General features: G+C 30.7%; 16 protein-coding genes. 4 read left to right on the forward strand and 12 right to left on the reverse strand.

All coding sequences use genetic code 11. The features are described from left to right. Window positions 1–2: 2 nt before the first annotated feature. The 4 genes from ACWJKE_RS11740 to ACWJKE_RS11755 form a co-directional block, all read right to left on the reverse strand. Entirely contained in the window at window positions 3–914 is a 912-nt protein-coding gene (locus tag ACWJKE_RS11740) for an ABC transporter permease (RefSeq protein WP_165413268.1), read from the reverse strand. Next, window positions 915–1,901, reverse strand: a complete 987-nt coding sequence (locus ACWJKE_RS11745; RefSeq protein ID WP_462953353.1) for an ABC transporter permease — start codon at window positions 1,899–1,901, stop codon at window positions 915–917. 55 nt (window positions 1,902–1,956) lie between these two features. Continuing rightward, window positions 1,957–3,756 (reverse strand): ABC transporter substrate-binding protein, encoded by a 1,800-nt coding sequence (locus ACWJKE_RS11750; RefSeq protein ID WP_216303393.1) that lies wholly within the window; start codon window positions 3,754–3,756, stop codon window positions 1,957–1,959. A gap of 196 nt (window positions 3,757–3,952) precedes the next feature. Next, window positions 3,953–4,870 carry a DUF1861 family protein gene (locus ACWJKE_RS11755; protein ID WP_220286851.1) on the reverse strand — a complete coding sequence of 306 codons (918 nt, stop codon included), beginning with the start codon at window positions 4,868–4,870 and terminating at the stop codon, window positions 3,953–3,955. A 195-nt stretch (window positions 4,871–5,065) separates the two neighbouring features. Here ACWJKE_RS11755 and ACWJKE_RS11760 point away from each other — a divergent pair, with 195 nt between their 5' ends. Beyond that, window positions 5,066–5,179, forward strand: a complete 114-nt coding sequence (locus ACWJKE_RS11760) for an IS3 family transposase (RefSeq protein ID WP_369811874.1) — start codon at window positions 5,066–5,068, stop codon at window positions 5,177–5,179. Between the two features lie 25 nt (window positions 5,180–5,204). On the opposite strand, the gene ACWJKE_RS11765 is transcribed toward ACWJKE_RS11760, so the two are convergent. The 3 genes from ACWJKE_RS11765 to ACWJKE_RS11775 all read right to left on the reverse strand — a co-directional run bounded on the left by ACWJKE_RS11765 (window position 5,205) and on the right by ACWJKE_RS11775 (window position 8,555). Then, window positions 5,205–6,389, reverse strand: coding sequence for a glycosyltransferase family 4 protein (locus ACWJKE_RS11765; RefSeq protein ID WP_216304138.1), 1,185 nt, complete (start codon window positions 6,387–6,389; stop codon window positions 5,205–5,207). A gap of 140 nt (window positions 6,390–6,529) precedes the next feature. Next, a complete protein-coding gene (locus ACWJKE_RS11770) occupies window positions 6,530–7,519 on the reverse strand; it encodes a lysylphosphatidylglycerol synthase transmembrane domain-containing protein (RefSeq protein WP_165413272.1) in 990 nt (329 codons plus the stop codon). Between the two features lie 4 nt (window positions 7,520–7,523). After that, window positions 7,524–8,555 (reverse strand): glycosyltransferase family 4 protein, encoded by a 1,032-nt coding sequence (locus ACWJKE_RS11775; RefSeq protein WP_216304139.1) that lies wholly within the window; start codon window positions 8,553–8,555, stop codon window positions 7,524–7,526. Window positions 8,556–8,837: 282 nt separating this feature from the next. On the opposite strand from ACWJKE_RS11775, the gene ACWJKE_RS11780 reads away from it, so the two are divergent. Beyond that, window positions 8,838–9,047, forward strand: a complete 210-nt coding sequence (locus tag ACWJKE_RS11780; RefSeq protein ID WP_165413274.1) for a hypothetical protein — start codon at window positions 8,838–8,840, stop codon at window positions 9,045–9,047. 22 nt (window positions 9,048–9,069) lie between these two features. Then, complete coding sequence (locus ACWJKE_RS11785) at window positions 9,070–9,342, forward strand: spore coat protein (RefSeq protein ID WP_369811875.1); 273 nt, start codon at window positions 9,070–9,072, stop codon at window positions 9,340–9,342. 127 nt (window positions 9,343–9,469) lie between these two features. Here the strand turns inward: ACWJKE_RS11785 and ACWJKE_RS11790 are convergent, their stop codons facing one another. The 4 genes from ACWJKE_RS11790 to ACWJKE_RS11805 all read right to left on the reverse strand — a co-directional run bounded on the left by ACWJKE_RS11790 (window position 9,470) and on the right by ACWJKE_RS11805 (window position 14,782). Then, on the reverse strand, window positions 9,470–10,312 hold the full coding sequence (locus tag ACWJKE_RS11790) for a CPBP family intramembrane glutamic endopeptidase (RefSeq protein ID WP_216304140.1): 843 nt from the start codon (window positions 10,310–10,312) through the stop codon (window positions 9,470–9,472). Window positions 10,313–10,762: 450 nt separating this feature from the next. Beyond that, entirely contained in the window at window positions 10,763–11,392 is a 630-nt protein-coding gene (locus ACWJKE_RS11795) for a CAP domain-containing protein (RefSeq protein WP_216304141.1), read from the reverse strand. Between the two features lie 286 nt (window positions 11,393–11,678). After that, window positions 11,679–14,399: a penicillin-binding transpeptidase domain-containing protein gene (locus ACWJKE_RS11800; protein ID WP_216304142.1), complete on the reverse strand. Its 2,721-nt coding sequence runs from the start codon at window positions 14,397–14,399 to the stop codon at window positions 11,679–11,681. Window positions 14,400–14,572: 173 nt separating this feature from the next. Next, window positions 14,573–14,782 (reverse strand): helix-turn-helix transcriptional regulator, encoded by a 210-nt coding sequence (locus tag ACWJKE_RS11805; protein ID WP_216304143.1) that lies wholly within the window; start codon window positions 14,780–14,782, stop codon window positions 14,573–14,575. A gap of 375 nt (window positions 14,783–15,157) precedes the next feature. Between ACWJKE_RS11805 and ACWJKE_RS11810 the strand changes: the two genes are divergently transcribed. Next, window positions 15,158–16,576: an IS1182 family transposase gene (locus ACWJKE_RS11810; RefSeq protein ID WP_258280577.1), complete on the forward strand. Its 1,419-nt coding sequence runs from the start codon at window positions 15,158–15,160 to the stop codon at window positions 16,574–16,576. A gap of 191 nt (window positions 16,577–16,767) precedes the next feature. Here ACWJKE_RS11810 and ACWJKE_RS11815 read toward each other — a convergent pair whose 3' ends face one another. Beyond that, the gene (locus ACWJKE_RS11815; protein ID WP_216304144.1) at window positions 16,768–17,673 is read right to left on the reverse strand and encodes a CPBP family intramembrane glutamic endopeptidase; all 906 of its coding nucleotides are present in this window, start codon (window positions 17,671–17,673) and stop codon (window positions 16,768–16,770) included. Window positions 17,674–17,681 lie beyond the last annotated feature (8 nt).

Consider the following 17,681-nt stretch of genomic DNA (forward strand, 5'->3'; position numbering starts at 1 on the left):
CCCTAAACTCCCATTACTTTTGTTTTTCTTTTTATAGCTATAGTAGTTTTTATTCTTGGGTTAAATGCGTCCTCTAACCCTTTACTAAACATAAAGCATCCTAATTGGAATAAAACAATCCCTACAATTGGTGTTAATAGATATATTATCGCTTTTGAACCAAATAATGCTCCCGTTTTGTTTAATGCCATATCCAGCATTATTCCCCAATGATCTCCTTTAAACGGAGCTAATCCTAATACCATTAATCCAACACTTGCTAGTATTGATGATTTCATTATCATAATAAAGTTAACTGCTATGTATGATATAATATTTGGTAAAATGTCATTTATAATAATATAAATCTTACTCATACCTAAAATTCTACTTGCCTCAATAAAATCTCTATTTTTCAAAGATAATGTTTGTGACCTTACTGCCCTTGCAAGTCCCGCCCACGACCATATACTTAATATAAGCCCAAACTTTAATGAACTATCAATATTTACTATTAATGACATAACCATTAATACAGGAAAGTTAGGTATTGTCTGAACTACATTAGTTATCATCATTAAAATATCATCAACTATTCCACCAAGTAATCCTGATGTAATTCCTACTGTAACCCCAATACTCAATGTGAAAACACCTGCATAAAGAGCTATTGTTAAAACCTCTCTTGAACCTAATATGAATTGTTTCAATGTATCTTTTCCTGCAAAATCGGTACCTAATAAATGTTGAAATGATGCTCCTTGTAATCTATTTACATAGTTAGCCTTATCAGGAGTTAACATAATTGGTCCTAATATTGCCATCAATGTAAATATGATTAATATAAAAGCTCCAAAAGTTGCTTGTTTATTTGTAACTATTACTCTCGAGAAATTAACTATCCCTTCCCATAATGAACTTAGCTTGTTTTTCATTTATGCTCTCCCCTTCCTTCTTAAACGAGGGTCTACAAACCCATATAATAATTCTACTAAGAAGTTACATAAAATAACTGTTATTATTATTACAAAGAACATCCCTTGCATTAAAGTAACATCTCTATTTGCTGTTGCATTATTTAAATAATAACCAACCCCTGGATATGAAAATAAATTTTCTATAAGTGGTGAACCACCTACTAATAATCCAAAAGTAGTTGCTAATGATGTAACCATTGGCAACATTGCATTTCTACCTACATATTTAAAAATTATCTTTTTATTAGTTATTCCTCTTGCCCTTGCATATTGAATATAATCTTCACTTAATATTCCAACTGCTATTGATCTCATATTTACTATCCAGTTCACTACGTTAACAATGAAGAATGCCAGTATTGGTAAAATAGCATGTTTTGCAACATCTGCTATAAAAGCCATGTTAAATCCGACATCAACCATTGTTGAATAGGCCCCTTTAGATGGTAGCATCCTTAAATTCACTGCAAATATTAATATTAAGAAAAACCCTATAATATACTCTGGTATAGCTCCTAAAACCGATGCCGAGGTATCTAATAAAAGATTTAGCTTTTTACTTCTTTTCCACGCAGCAACCATCCCAATGCTTATACCTACTGTAAATGCTAGTATTGTTGAAACACCGGTTATAAGCAATGTCCATGGCAATGCTGACATTACTATATCTTTAACATCTGTTTTAAACTTTAATGACTGTCCTAAATCTCCATTTAATATTCCTTCACCAAAATCTAAAACCCTTTCAGCTAGTGGAACATTTGGATCATAATTCAACTGCATAACAGCTCTTTTATATGCTTCCTCATAAGGCACTCCTTGTGTACTAACCATTTCCCTAGCTAATACATCTACAGGATCTCCGGGCATAAGTTCTATTATTAAAAATGTTACTATAACTGCAAATATAACAGTTAAACATAACATTAAAATTTTCTTTATCATAATGATCCTCCCTTGAAAAAAGGTGTCCTATAATATGTATAAGACACCTTTAATATTATTTTCCCAAAGTTATAGTCTTTTCTTTTATTAAAGTTGCAAGTAGATTTTCTCCTACACCGGAGTATCTAACATCTTTTATTGTTTCATCATTTCCAAACCCTAAAGTAACATTATCTTTTAGAGTTCTTATCGGGAATCCTTTTTCTAAATAAGGAATAAAATATGCTTGCTCATTAGTTATTTTCATTAATTTCTTAGTTATTTCTTGTACTTCATCACCTTTGGCTGTAAATAGTTTCTTAACTAAATCAGTTACATTTACTTCTTCACCTTCTGACTCAATAATTATATTTCCTTCTTCGTTTGTCTCTAATCCCATTAAGAATGGTCTCGATCTATAAATTGCTTCGTAACTTCCATATGGATGTGCATATAGTACATTTCCAGTTGGGGCAAATTCAATAATTACAGTGTGCTCTTTCTTAGTAAAGTAATCATTAAACGCTGAACCTTCCATTGGCCTAAATTGAACATCTAATCCAAACTCTTTAAGTTTTGTTGCAATTGCTTCACCTGGCAACATAGCTGAACCCCACCCATTGTTACAAGCTAATTCAAATGTTACAACTTCGCCTTTTTCATTTGTCCAAGTACCAGCAGCATTTCTATTCCAACCAATCGATGTTAGTAATTTTTCTGCCTTTTCAGGGTCAAATGAATAATCTGTTAATTCATTTTTCGCAAAATCTTTTACTCCCCAGCTTTCTTGTAATGTAGCTGGAAGACCTGTTAATGTAGTCTCACTTTTTAAACTACCTGGTTCTGTTAATGGCATTATTTCTTCTCTATTAATTAAATAAGCCATAGCTTGTCTAAATTCTTTTTTATTTGCAGGATATTTTTGTGTGTTAAATACAACTGACATTTGACTAAATTCTGAAACATACTGCGCTTTATATGTGTCTAAACCCTTTTTAATTTGTTCTTCTACATCTCTAACAATACCACCACTGTGCATATCTAGCGTTCCATCCACCATAGCTGTTGCCGCTGTTTCCGGTGTAACTACTCTCATAACCCTTAATTGTTTAATATCTAATTCTTCACGGTAATTTTGATTTTGAACTAATAACGCTTCTGAAGTTGTAATATTTTTTGCAGTAAATGGGCCTGATCCAATAGTTTCCTCTACTTTTGGCTTAAATCCTTCTAATTGAATATTTAAGTCTTGTAACTTCTTATTAGACTCTTCTAAATACCAGAAAGTTAGTGTTTCTGGATGATACTTTCTTCCTGTCATTGCTATTTCTTTATATTTTTCTGCCCACTTACCATATACTGATGTAGGTGCATTAATTTTAATATCAAAGGCCATATTTATTATTAATGGACTTTCTGTTTTAAAGTTAAACTTCATAGTTGTATCATCTACAATTTGTATATTTTCTAAAAATTCCCAAACCTGTCTTCTTCCAATATTCATATAGAAAGTAGTCTCAACATCTCTAGTAGTTAATGGTGACCCATCACTCCACTTTAGTCCATCTTTTAATTTAACTGTTAAAACTTTATTTTCAAATGTATAACTTTCCCCTAAATGAGATTTAAATTTTGCTGACGGAAATGGTGCATATACAAATAGGTTATCTTGCATATACGGTTCGATACCGTTTACAAATCCGCCTATAAATGGATTGCCATGTGCAGCTGGAGGCACTATGTAATCACCATTAATAACTAGTGTTCCATCCGGATTATTACTTGAGTTCGCTTTATTGCTTCCACCACACCCTACTAATAATGACGTTCCTAATAAACAACTCATTAAAACTGCAACTACTTTATTTTTTCTCATTTTAAATTTCTCCCTTACTATTTTCTCATTAAATCATCTCCTGGGCAGCTGCAATAGCTTCGCCTAAGATGCATTGACTACTTCAGAATGAGACTTATACCCCCACTGAAGTTTTCTATTTGTTAGGGCAAGTATCTCCTACTTATAGTAGATACTCCCACTTATAGAAGTGGGAGACTTGCCTTCTGAAATGCAGTTAAAATTTAAAAGGATCTCTAATTAATATTTTGTGAGCTTCTGCATCACTTACTCCACAGTAAAGTTCCGCTTGTCCGTTTTCTTTTCTTATTAATCCACCACTAAATATTACATCTATTAAATCAGGTCTCTTTGCTGCCCCTTCTTCAAAATTATCTCTTATTGCAATTAACTTCATTTTGCTATATTCTGAAGTTTCATGATTAAATGTAAATACTGATGAATAGTAATGTCTATTTCCCTCATTATCAAACTTAGCTATATGAGATAAAACTCCTATAGTACCATCTTCAAGTAAATGAAGCTCATTTGCTCCACCCCATTCTTCTTCATAAAACATATTATCTAAAAGTTTCGCACTTTCTATGTTTTCTATAGTAAGCTCTTCTAAACTCCTCATAATAAAGTAACCTATAGTACCTCTATTCCCAATTTCACCTTGCGGTCTTGTAAATACTAATATTTTATTATTTGATAACTCGAGTAGTCTTATATCCTTCATTCTGTCTGGTCCAACAGCAAATCTTTCTAATTTTTTTAATGAATTTCCTTTTAAAAATACAGTTCTATAGCATATAGGCATGTCTTCATTTCCTGTTTCGTAAATCTCTACTCCACCTAAAACTAATTCTCCATTTATTTTAGTTACAAATGGATCTTGCAAATCAAAAATCGGGGTTCCCTCAATTACTCTCCACTCATTTTCAATCTCTTTAAAGAACATTATTTTCGAATGTTCGGAATCCCTTGCTTCAACTCTTCCTGCTATAACTACTTCATTATCAATTTCAAATGGTGCTGTTATGTTATATATATCTTTATTGTCATTTAAAACAAATTTTAATTTATTAGCTTTAAATTCAACTTTTTGAAGTTTGAATTCATTTAATAATTCATCACATTTTTTTCTTTTCATATTAGTCTCCCTCCTTTTGTAAACCTTTCAATTGTTATTTTATCAACATTTTACTTTAATTTCAATATACTTTTACTTTAATTTCGGTTTTTTTCAATTTATTCTTACAATTATAATTACTTGAAATAAATTAGAATACAGGCAGTTTATACCAAATGATGTAAAGCGCTACTACCCAAATACTTAGACCTTAACTTGTGTGACAGCATTTTATTATGGGTAAGAAGATATATTCATTGGTATAACTACGAAAATTTTCAGCTGACATTAAAAAGCCACATTCCTATAGAATATAGGAATGTGGCTTAGAATTAATTCTCTTTTGTTAAATTCATTATGTTACTTTTTGATTTTGTAGCATACAATTTTGTTTTTCAACTTCCATATAAACTTTCTCAACATTTTCTCCAAAGCACTTAGACGATAATGGTTCCATTCTATCATAAGCATTTTTCACCATTAATGCAGATTCCTCTTTGTCCATTAATATTTGGAATAATATTTCAGCTAAATTTTCGTCTTTATAAAAGAATCTTCCATTAATTTTATCGCGAATTATACCATCTAAATTTTTATCGTATTTAGCTACCACAGGAATTTGTGCCGCCATAGCTTCCTCAAATGTTAAGCCTTGCGTTTCAGTTAGTGAGGCACCTACAAACACATCTCCCATCTGATAATACCTGCCAATTTCTTCCCAAGGTTTTTCTCCTGCGAATACCACAGATTTTTCAATGCCCAATGCCTTAGCTAAATCTTCTAGATTTTCACGTTCTGGTCCATCACCTACAATGAGCAATTTACAATTCGGTATTCTCTTAGTTAGTTCTTTCATACTATTTATAATTATATCTATACTTTTTTCTTTTGCTATTCTCCCAATAAATAGTACAACTGGTTGGGTTTCATTTATTCCAAAAGATCTCTTTTCATCTTTGATAGTCTCTTTATTGTAATTACTTCTTTTGAATGGTTCAATGTTAACTCCAGTTGGTATTACATCTATATGCCTTGTTAAGCCATAATTTTCCAATGCATCCTTCACCTTTATTGTAGGAACTATTATAGCACTACAATCTCTACAATATAGCTCACTTACCTTCTTAGCTAATTGCGAAGCAGGCTTAAGCATTATGCCATGAGATATATAATGGATATAATCCTCATACATAGTATGATAGGTGTGAACTACAGGAATATCTAATCTTTTAGCAACTATTCTTCCAAATATTCCTATGCTAAATTCCGTTTGTGTATGTATTATATCTAGGTCTATTTTTTTTATCTTATTCATAATTTTACGTGAATATATCATCCCAACTCTTTGTGAAGGTAAAAGAAAAAATGGTATGCTAGGCAATCTAATGATACCCTCCTGCTCCTCTACATCTGGGTGTGCAACAGTAATAATGGTTACATTATGTCCAAGTCTAATTAATTCATTTTTCAATATAATAGTAGAAGTAACTACCCCACTTACTTGTGGATAATAAGCATCAGTAAAAATTCCAATATTCATAATCAATCCCCTTTAAACACTATAATTTCCTTATAAAATTTTCTTGCTTAATATGCATTAAATCATCTCCTGCGGAGCTGCAACAGCTTCACAGAAGCTGCATTATCGACTTCAGAAGGATATTTATACTCCCAATGAAGCTAATTTTTTACAGTAGCATAAAACCCAAAAATTATACAGGAATAAAATGTAATTATCCTCCATAATAATATAGCAGCCATTATATTATTAGATACGAAAAACAAACTAAAAAACATATAGAAAGCACCCTCTGCTCCACCAATAGCTCCAGGCAATGGTATAAACGCTGTGAGCATAATTACAAACGCGGTTGCAGCTATCATACTGCCTATGCTAGCACCCTTCATTCCAAAACTAAGATAAATAAAATAAGGGATGCTAAAATATATTGTCAGTTGAAATACTGTATAAACAACAGCTTTAAGCATCAATCCCTTGCTATGCTTTACTATCTCCATATTATCATGAAATTGATCTAAATTCTCATTAATACGTATTTCTAGCTTTGATATATTCTTTACCACTCTAAATTTTCCTAATACTTTAGAAAAAGCTATTATTAATTTTCGTGTTAATTTCCGATACTTAGAAAATATAATTAAGCATATAATCACGCTAGCATTAACTGTAAATCCAAACCCTATTAAATAAAATAAATTGCTCATTTTACTTTTGAAAAAAGCTGCTTTCCAAAATATAAGAATTAAAGAATATATAGTCAATATCGTCTGATAGATAATAAATTTAATCATCAGCGCTGAACCAGATTTGCCAGCTCCCAATTTTTGTTTTGTAAGTGAATATAGTTGCATTGGCTGACCCCCAGATGCAAATGGAGTAATTGAATTAAAATATTGCCCTACCATAGTAACTTTAAATGCTTGTTTGAATTTATAGTCTTTTTTCATTAAAAGTATAATACTTTGCAAAGTTTTAGCTTCAAAAATCCAATATAGCATCATGGAAATAACTGCTACGAATATCCATTGGATTTGCAAATTTTTCATTTGATGAATTAAATCCATCCAACCGTTTGTGAAAATGATCAACAAAACAAATATAACCCCAGAAGCTATCCCCAAAATAATATTAAATTTATATTTTTTCATTAGATTACCTACCCTTTATTCTATATACCTTTTCGTAAAATTTTTTCCACATAGCAAGTACATTCTCTCTAGAATAAAAACTGTGCCCTCTTATAGCTTTTTCTTTAGCCTGTTTATAATAAGTTGCATCATTTTTTAATTTTTCTATAGCCTTAATGAACCCTTCATTATCATGTTCTTTTAAGTAATAATCAAATAATATGTCCTCATATAGTTCCAAGTCTCTTAGCAGTACTGGAGTGTGAGTATTCATTGCCTCAAGTATTGACATAGGAAAAAGCTCGTTATAAGATGGCATAAAAAGAACATCTGATACATTATATATATCATTCATCAAATCTCTTTCAACTATCCCTGTAAATAAGATATTTTCAGGTGCATTTTCTATTTCATTTTTTAGTTCTTTATATCCGTCCGTAATATTTCCAAAAGAAAACCCACCAGCCCAAATAAATTGTACTTCTGGAAGTTTTTTTGCGATATCAATAAAATCAATAACACCTTTCCTTGTTTGTATTTGGCCTACTCCAAGCACAACAAAGGCATCCTTTGCAATTTTCATTTTTTCCTTTGCTATGTATTTATCCTCAATTGAAAGATTATAAAATTTTTCAGTAGAAACAAAATTAGGAATGTAAGTAATTTTCTTTCTATCAATATTATAGGATTCAAGTTTAGTTATAAAATTAGGATTTACTGTAACTAAATAGTCCATACTATTATAAAAACTTATTATATACTTATAAAAAATCTTTTCAACTAACTTGGGTAATTTAATACTTCCTTCAATAGTCTCAGGCAAAAAATGCACATATCCCACTGTTACCCCTTTTCTTTTAGCAAAAGGTATACTCAAATAATGCTTAAAATCAATACTATGATAATGCATTATTTCGGTTCTTGCTATTTTATTTATTACAACTTTATATTCTTTATCTAATCCGTTTTGGACTAAATTTACTTGTTCTAAATAAGCTGAGCCTACTCCTTGACCTTTGACTTTATCAGCTGTTGACAGCATATTTATAGTAGGCATAATAGTCACTCCCGTCTAATCTAACTTTCTTATTATATATATATTGTACTCCATTATTATTAAATATTGATTAATGTTACCTTAAAATTTTCTTAATTTTTATTAATTTTCAATAAAAATCTATTTATAATAAATTTTTATTTAAACATTTTTGTTATAAATTACCTTTATTCGATAAGTTAATTCTACATTAATATTACATTAATTTACCAGTTATATTTTAATACAAAAAGCAGATAATACTCTTGTTCCGATTTAAATAAAAGACTGGAGGTAATAAATATGATGAATGCTGAAAATAAACAAATTGAAAGCAACAACCTAAAAGTTATTAAAGACCAATTAGGATATGAATCATTACTTAATAAAAAATTTAATGAATATGGTTCACAATGTACAGATCAAAATTTAAAAAATCTTTGCACTGAAGCTAGCCAAACACATAAACAAAACTTTAATACATTAAAAACTTACCTTGATTCTCATCAATAATATATAAATGGAGGGATATTATATGAATACAAGTATGTGCGAAAAAGATTTGATGCATGATTTACTTGCTACAGAAAAACAGGTTATTTCTGCTTATAGTACAGGAATAACTGAATCTTCTTGTACAAATTTGAGGAGTACCCTAATTGACAATTTTAAAAACGATCAAAACATTCAATATATGATATTTGACGCTATGAAACAAAAAGGATGGTATCCTACAAAAGATGCTGCAGATAATGAAGTTCAACAATTAAAAGATGAAGCTAACCAAATGATGAATGAATTAAAATAATTAATTATAATATAATAATTTTTCATTAACTATAAGAAGCCTCTAACAGATTAAGTTGTTAGAGGCTTCTTTATGTATATATATAATTTTCATTTCACCTATTTTTCTTTTTAACAAAAAACAATATCTATATTTCTATAACTTGCTTATATATGCCTGGTTTGTTTTTAATTTTATTATGATTATGTCCACTACAAGCTATAACTAAAAGTATGACCCCTACAGTCAAAAACATCCCATGAATTTCCACAGCATATTTCCCTCCTATTAATGAAAACAGCGGAGAAACCAAAATAGCCAGAATATTATTTACTAAATGCGCAAATATGCTTAAATAAATTGAGCCCGTTCTTAAATATATAACTCCGACAACTAGTCCTAGTAAAAATGCATTTATACCTTTAGGAATGTTCATATGAACTAGAGCAAACAATAATGCAGATGCTACAAGCGCTATAGTTGGATTTATTTTTTTAGTCATTCCTTTCAATAATATTCCTCTAAAAACAATTTCCTCATATATAGGCGCTACGACAATATCACTAAATATTGATATAATTGGCGAACTAGGTAGTTCTTCGAATGATTGTTTTATAAAATTTGGCATCGATATCTTGCTAACCCACAAAGTTACACTGTTATCAAATAGCAGACGGAAGGCTATAATCATGAGGGCTGCATAAGCAAAATCCATCCAATTCAATTGTTGTTTAGGTTTTTGATCATTTGCTTTATTACTAAGCCACTTGAATAAAATGATAATAACATACAATTTAACCAATACCCCAAAAACAAAAATTATATAAGGCACTACTTTTTCAAATCTCCCAGAGAATAAATTTAAAACTTCTACAGGTAATTGCCCTAATCCCTCCAACAAAATTGATAGAAACATGACAAGAAGAGCTTTAATGATTCCCATTTTTTTAATATTTATAGCTCCATTTTCTATGTTTCTTAAAAAATTCATTCGATCACTCTCTCTATTTAAATTAATGTAGTTTTTTTCCTTTATTCTATTTATATATAATCGTCCCTCTTCGGGCTATATTCCCTTATAAACTCCATTAGATGCTTATTGTTTTCATCATATATTCACTATCCTTTCTCATATTATATTTTTAAGTGTAACATAATTTTATAAGATGATATATGAACATAATGGCAACTTTGGTTATGTATAATCAATATTATTATCTAGCTAGAATATTTCATTTAACAAAAAAAATCTGAGTTTCTAAATATTGTTAAAACTCAATATTTAAAAACACAGATCATATTAAATCATCTCCTGCGGAGCTGTAATATTAATGACTTCAGAAGGAAATTTATACTCCCACTGAAGTTTTATTTTTGCTATGGTAGTTAACCCCCACTTATAGAGGTGGGAAACTTTCCTTCTGAAATGTAATTAAATTATTTATTTTCCTATAAATTGTTGAGTCCAATAAATAGTTCCATTTTTATCTCTTGCCGCCCCAACTCCTATTTCAGTAAAATTCTTACTTAAAATATTAGCTTTATGTCCTGGAGAATTCATCCAAGAGCTCATTACTGAAGCCGCTGTTTGCTGACCCATTGCAATGTTTTCACCACCAGATTTATATGTTATGCCGAAGTTTTTCATCATATCAAAAGGTGATCCATAAGTTGGTGATGTATGAGAAAAATAGTTTTTATCTGCCATATCTTGTGACTTATATCTAGCCACTCTGGAAAGTTCCCAATTATCTTTTAATGGAGCTAGTCCTTGTTTTGCTCTTTCTTGATTAACTAGTATTACTACATCTTTCTCCAATTTTTTATCCCCAACTAAGTTTGGTATTTTTATTATTTGGTTAACGTTTATCTGATCAGGCTTAGTTATCTGAGGGTTGACAGCTAAAACCTCTGAAACTCCAACCTCATAATTAACACAAATCTTCCACAAATAATCTCCTGACTTAACTGTGTAATTTATGGTATCCCCTGCTGCGTACGCTACTGAACTTATTCCTGTTGTTACTAAAATCCCTAAAGTTAATATACATAATCTTAATGTTTTTTTCATCTTTCTTACCTCACCTTTCTAATTATAATATACAAAGCGTGATTTTTACTTTGTATACACATTCTATCATCTAAATGAGGTTTATAGTTTTTTTATTGATGGAATTTATGTTGTATTATGTCATATATTCATGTAATTACACTTATTGTGTTAGTTTAACTGTTTTGAATTAAGCTATAAACGGAAAATATAATTAATATTTTGAATAATCCAATTTATTGTTATAGAGTGCTTTTTTAATGCAATACAATTAAAGTTTTCATCTCCTTAGTATTTTCTAAGGTCTCTAATTCATACGTTTTAATTTTATGTCATACGTATTCTTATACTTTGCCATCCGAGGATCATTTTTAAAATAACTCTCGTACATACCTCTAGCGACATTTGCAGCGTCACTACCATAACCACCGTCAAATATAACTACAGATATTGCAATTTCAGGATTTTCAGCCGGTGCATAACCTACATACCAAGCATAATCTCCTCTACCGACTTTATTTTGTATTTCAGGTTTATTAAACTGCGCTGTACCCGTTTTACCACCTGTAGGTATAGGAAATCCAGCAAGTGCTTTAGACGCAGTACCGTCGGTATTACCGCCTGGCCCTGTAACGTTGTTCATGCCCTGCATAACTAGATTTCTTGTTTCTGCACTCATATTGGTTTTATTTAACACCTCAGGTTTTGATTGAGATACTAACTTTCCATTAAAATCTTTTATGTTATCAATCAAGTTAAGTTTGTATCTTGTTCCACCATTTGCAAGGGTTGCTATATAATTTACCATCTGAAGCGGCGTGAAATTATCCATACCTTGACCAATAGATGCAATATACATATTGTATGGTAAGCTTAAAGAACCATGCCCTGTCTGTACAGCTTGGTAATATACATCATCTACAATTGCTTGTATATCAGCATCAGTAAACTTCTTATCTTTATTCTTAGGATCGGCAGCAATTAATTGCTTAAATAAAACCTCGTAGTTACTCTTTGAAAAAGTTCCATTCTTTACAGAGTCTTTTATTTTATTTTTAATTTCAGTTTTTATTTCTGAAAGTTTTTTCCCCTTATAAACAATAAGAACATCCCCCTCTCTATCGTACAAATCTAATGGGGAGAATTTTGTTCCTATACCAGAAACTCCATTAGTTAAATCATCCTCAATAGTCAAAAGATATTGCGATGCTGATAGATTTTTCTGGGATACTGTATTATATACTTGCCCAAAATTTTCGTTTATTTCTATCCCAGTACTAGGTTTCACTACTTTAGGGTCAGCTCCTAGTCCAAACATCCATGCATATTTAGCTAAAATGTCATCTCCAGATTTTGACCTTAATAAATCACCTACATTCATAAAAAATGGGTTACTTGATTTTTCTAATGCACGTACTACGTTTACAATACCAAGTGCTCCATCTGTTGCGAAAGGATTCCAATTTACACCCCCAACTTTATTATCACCACCCATATCATACCCACCTTTATCATCATATGTGGAATTAGCATCTATAACTCCTTCTTCAAGACCTGCAATTGCAGTCATTGGCTTAAAAATAGAACCAGAAGGAATTAACGACATAGTTGCATAATTATACAAATACTTTGGATAGTAATCAAATTTGTCCTTTCTAATTGTGGTATTTCCCTTTATACTTTTGTCTATTGGGAACATATAATCAATTAAACTTTGTGGTTTTCCCTGAGCTTTTGCCATGGCTTCATAATCCTGATTAAAATATTTTTTTGATTGAGCTTCAGTTAATCCTTGCGCCGTAGAGAAATCATTTGGATTAAAACCCGGTAAGCTAACAAGTGCTAATATGTCACCAGTGTGAATATCTTCTACAACAGCTCCGCCTCTTGTAGCGTTTGATACATTTAAGCCATTTACCATTCCTAGTCCTCTTAATCTCTTCATTTCACTATTTAAAGCGCTTTCTGTGGCATATTGCAGATTTGCATCTATTGTAAGCTGAACATTGTTTCCAGGAGTTGCCTTCTTACTAGTGATTTCACTTTTTACCTTACCCTGATTCGCATCTGGTATCTTTTCTCCTCCGTTAACTCCTTTGAGACTGCTCTCCATTACAGCTTCAATTCCAGAGTATCCCACATAATCTGTGCTTGTATCATAACCCTTTGCTGAATATTTTTCCTTATCAGCAGGGCTTATTTTGCTTATATATCCTAAAACCGATGAAGCGAGCTGTCCATAGGGATATTGTCTCATAGGCATATTTTCTACTTTAATTCCAGGTAAATCTGAGAGACTTTGCTCGAATATAAATGACGTATCCTTCTTTATATTAGTTGCTATGTTAATTGATTTGTATGAAGAAAAAAAGTTCATTTTTATATCATCTTTTACAATTAAATATTTTCTTATTAAATCTGGAGTTTCCTGTATATGTAAACTTGAAACTCCTTTTATTACACCGTATTCCTTTAGCAGTTCATTATATACTTCCTCTGGGGTTAATTTCAAAAGTTCATTATTAAGTTTTGTAGTTTCAGAAGAATTTAAATCTTCCTCTTTTTTATTTTCAAATTTTGATTTCAATATATTACCTTGAATCCCTCTATCTTTTAAAAATCTTAACTGTAAGGTATGTATTGCCTTAGGATCACTTGAACTAAATTCAAATCTGTATGGTTCAATTTTCAAAGGAAAACTATCTGTCTGAACTTCTTCATTTTCGTCCAAAATTGCAAATATTTTTTGTAAAGTTGTAAATATCTGAGTACTAGCATTAGCTGTGTCTGTATATGTAAGGTTATATCCTAGCGTTTCATTTGCAAGGCTTATCCCATTTTTATCTGTTATGAGTCCTCTTGGGGCCTCTACAGTTATGACCTTTTGAGCACTGGCATTTGCTGTATCCTTGTAATATTGTCCATTTAATACTTGTAAATAATATAACTTTGCAATTATTATTGAAAATATAGCTAACATAATTACAAATAGGACATTATGTCTATTAATTTTTTTTCTTTTTTTCATTTCATCACCATTTTAAACTTTCATTTTATTTTTATAAATATAATATAATATATAATTCAATATATTTTCACTATAGTTAAATCTATAAATATAGTTTAAAGGAATGTAGCCTTATTAGTGCTTTGCTGTGTTTTTTTCATGATTAACAAACTCTTTTACTATAGCTCATTACCCTACTCAAAGTAAAATAAATCTTCAAATTTTTTATCTAATGCAATACAAAATATCAACGCTAACTTTGCAGTTGGATTAAATTGACCTGTTTCTATTGAGCTAATTGTTTGTCTGGAAACGCCAACCATTTCCGCTAAATCTCCTTGAGACAGATTGTTTTCTGCTCTAGCTAATTTAAGTTTATTTTTTAATATTAATTCTTCTTTCATAAAGTCACATCCTTAAATTGTTATCAAAATATAGTATACTACCATTTAGTTTTTGGGACAAGTTATATTGTCATTTATATAATATAACTTGTCACTAATATAGCAATACTTGCCCTATTAACTATGTTTATTTCAGAAAAAGATAAAAAAAATTACTGAGGTACCCTCCATAGTTTTTTGGAGGGTATATTATATACTTTGTCTCATAAAAAAATAACAACATTTTTAAAAAAATGTTGTCAGACCGTTGACAAACATAAAATGTAAAACACTCTAATTTAAAATCGGAGTGTTTTTTTTCATATTCAAAAAGGATTTTAGGACATCAATGTCGAATATATAGTATACAAACTTTATAATTCGGAGGGCATTATTATGATTAATGAAAAGAACTTCACACAACAAAAACTAGAAATGGTGTATTTAGAAGATTTAGTTCCTAAAGACCATATTCTGAGAAATATAGATAAATACATGGATTTCTCTTTTATAAGAGAACTGACTAAAAAATATTACTGCTTAGATAATGGAAGACCTGGCGTAGATCCTATTATACTTTTTAAAATGCTGTTTATTGGGTACTTATTTGGAATAAAATCTGAACGACAACTTGTAAAGGACATTGAAGTAAATGTGGCTTATAGATGGTTTCTAGGACTAAGTCTTACTGATCCTATTCCAGATCATTCAACAATTAGCCAAAATAGACGTAGACGGTTTAAAGGTACAGATGTGTTTCAAAAAATATTTGACGAAGTAGTATTTAAGGCTATAAATCTTAAGATGGTAACCGGTAAAATACTTTACACAGACTCTACACACCTAAAAGCAAATGCTAATAAGCGAAAGCTTGTGAAAATTGAAGTTGAAAAAACGCCGAAAGAATATGTAGCTGAACTTAATAAAGCAGTGGAAGAAGATAGAATAAACCATGGTAAAAAACCTTTAAAGGAAAAAGAACCTGTTACCAAAATAAAAGAAACTAAAGTTAGCACAACCGACCCCGACAGTGGATATATGATGAGAGATGGCAAGCCGGAAGGCTTCTCATATTTAGATCACAGAACTGTCGATAGCAGACATAATATAATTACTGATGTGTATGTTACTCCTGGAAACATAAATGATGTTGATCCTTATATCGATAGATTAGATGTGCAAATAAAAAAGTTTAATTTTAATACAAAATATGTTGGTGCAGATGCTGGTTATGCTACAAATCTTATATGTAAAGAACTATATGAGAGGGAATTAAAATCTGTAATGGGATACCGTAGGTCTCCACATACAAAAGGAATGTACACAAAAAATAAATTCCAATATGTTAAAGAGCAGGACATTTACGTATGCCCTGACTTAAGGGCTTTACATTATAAAACGACAACAAGAGAAGGATATAAAGAATATGTTGGTAATGCAAAATATTGCGAGATATGTCCAAATAGAGCTCAATGCTTTTCTGCAAAAAGCAAGTTTAAAACTATTAGAAGACATGTTTGGGAAACGTATAAAGAAGATGTTGTAAAGTTCACCAGAACAGATAAAGGCAGAAATATATATAGAAGAAGAAAAGAAACTATAGAGCGAAGCTTCGCAGATTCAAAACAACTGCATGGGCTTCGCTATTGCCATATGCGTGGATTAGAAAATGTGCAAGAGCAGTGTCTGCTTACAGCAGCAGTGCAGAATATGAAAAAGATAGCTAGCCTGCTATCTTTACTGTTTTTTGATTTTCTAACTAAGAAGATAGTTGTTATTTTAAATTTATCCATAACTCAAAGCGCTATCGCATAATTGCATGTAAAAAGCCCAGTATAATAAAAAAATTATACTGGGTTTGTAAACAACCTGACAACATTTTTAAAAAAATGTTGTTATTTTATTTAATTAAGTAAATATAACTGTTCAATTGGCCCACCTAATAAAGAGAAAATAGTTATTGTATTGTGTTAATTACAAACATAAATTATTTTTTGGTATTATTTCTATAAACTCCTCGCAGATTCCAATTTTCTATGTAGTGGAATAAAATATACAATTATAATTCCTATACAAAGAACTATGGTTGCTGCCATACCGGCTTCAGGACCAAATACTCCACCAGTGAACAATTCTGCACCAGTTAACTTTAAATTCATCAAGCTACCTGTTGCTACTTTTAGTCCACTTACCTCAAACCCAAAAATATTTCCCTGAGTCCAGTTCCACGCAGCATGAAGTCCACAAGCCCCCCACAGATCATTAGTTTTTATAACATATACGCCAAAAAACAAACCTACTAAAACAATATTTATTATAGCTAAAACACTTACATTTGGATTTCCAAGGTGCATAAATCCGAAAAACGTAGAGGAAACAATCAAACCTACAGCTACATTATATCTTGCACCTAAAACATTCATAAACCATCCTCTTGAAAGAATCTCCTCTGCAGCACTTTGTATCATCCACCCTGGTATAACAATTAGCACACCACTTAAAGCTGCTACACCTGAAAGACCTACTGGATTACTATTTACTACAGTATGCCCGCTAACACTAAGCAATAAAACTACTATTGAAAACATTAAAATTCCTATGCCAAAACCTATTAAATACTTTCTTATAAATCCTTCTTTTTTTAATCCCATGCTTGAAATACTTCTTTTTTCTCTAAACTTTACTCTAGCAAATACTAATAATGTTATAAATATAAAACCACAAATAAGTTGATTTAGTAATAAAACGGAAGGATCATTGCCAATAATTTTCTTTGTAAAATGAGCCAATATTTCACCTATTCCTTGCCCTCCAATTAGAAAAAGCAATACCCAAAATAAACATAAAATAATATTAGGAAGTACCTTCGCTTGTTTTGCTTCTCTAAATAAACCAGTTTTATTCGAAAACATATTATCAC

It is taken from the genome of Clostridium sp. CM036, assembly GCF_055081135.1.

Excerpts from the sequence above, each read along its gene's own strand:
- ACWJKE_RS11765 (WP_216304138.1), bottom strand. The coding sequence starts at position 6,389 with ATGAATATTGGAATTTTTACTGATGCTTATTATCCACAAGTAAGTGGG.
- ACWJKE_RS11805 (WP_216304143.1), bottom strand. The coding sequence starts at position 14,782 with ATGAAAGAAGAATTAATATTAAAAAATAAACTTAAATTAGCTAGAGCA.
- ACWJKE_RS11745 (WP_462953353.1), bottom strand. The coding sequence starts at position 1,901 with ATGATAAAGAAAATTTTAATGTTATGTTTAACTGTTATATTTGCAGTT.
- ACWJKE_RS11795 (WP_216304141.1), bottom strand. The coding sequence starts at position 11,392 with ATGAAAAAAACATTAAGATTATGTATATTAACTTTAGGGATTTTAGTA.
- ACWJKE_RS11810 (WP_258280577.1), top strand. The coding sequence starts at position 15,158 with ATGATTAATGAAAAGAACTTCACACAACAAAAACTAGAAATGGTGTAT.
- ACWJKE_RS11740 (WP_165413268.1), bottom strand. The coding sequence starts at position 914 with ATGAAAAACAAGCTAAGTTCATTATGGGAAGGGATAGTTAATTTCTCG.
- ACWJKE_RS11775 (WP_216304139.1), bottom strand. The coding sequence starts at position 8,555 with ATGCCTACTATAAATATGCTGTCAACAGCTGATAAAGTCAAAGGTCAA.
- ACWJKE_RS11770 (WP_165413272.1), bottom strand. The coding sequence starts at position 7,519 with ATGAAAAAATATAAATTTAATATTATTTTGGGGATAGCTTCTGGGGTT.
- ACWJKE_RS11750 (WP_216303393.1), bottom strand. The coding sequence starts at position 3,756 with ATGAGAAAAAATAAAGTAGTTGCAGTTTTAATGAGTTGTTTATTAGGA.
- ACWJKE_RS11780 (WP_165413274.1), top strand. The coding sequence starts at position 8,838 with ATGATGAATGCTGAAAATAAACAAATTGAAAGCAACAACCTAAAAGTT.
- ACWJKE_RS11755 (WP_220286851.1), bottom strand. The coding sequence starts at position 4,870 with ATGAAAAGAAAAAAATGTGATGAATTATTAAATGAATTCAAACTTCAA.
- ACWJKE_RS11800 (WP_216304142.1), bottom strand. The coding sequence starts at position 14,399 with ATGAAAAAAAGAAAAAAAATTAATAGACATAATGTCCTATTTGTAATT.
- ACWJKE_RS11790 (WP_216304140.1), bottom strand. The coding sequence starts at position 10,312 with ATGAATTTTTTAAGAAACATAGAAAATGGAGCTATAAATATTAAAAAA.
- ACWJKE_RS11815 (WP_216304144.1), bottom strand. The coding sequence starts at position 17,673 with ATGTTTTCGAATAAAACTGGTTTATTTAGAGAAGCAAAACAAGCGAAG.
- ACWJKE_RS11785 (WP_369811875.1), top strand. The coding sequence starts at position 9,070 with ATGAATACAAGTATGTGCGAAAAAGATTTGATGCATGATTTACTTGCT.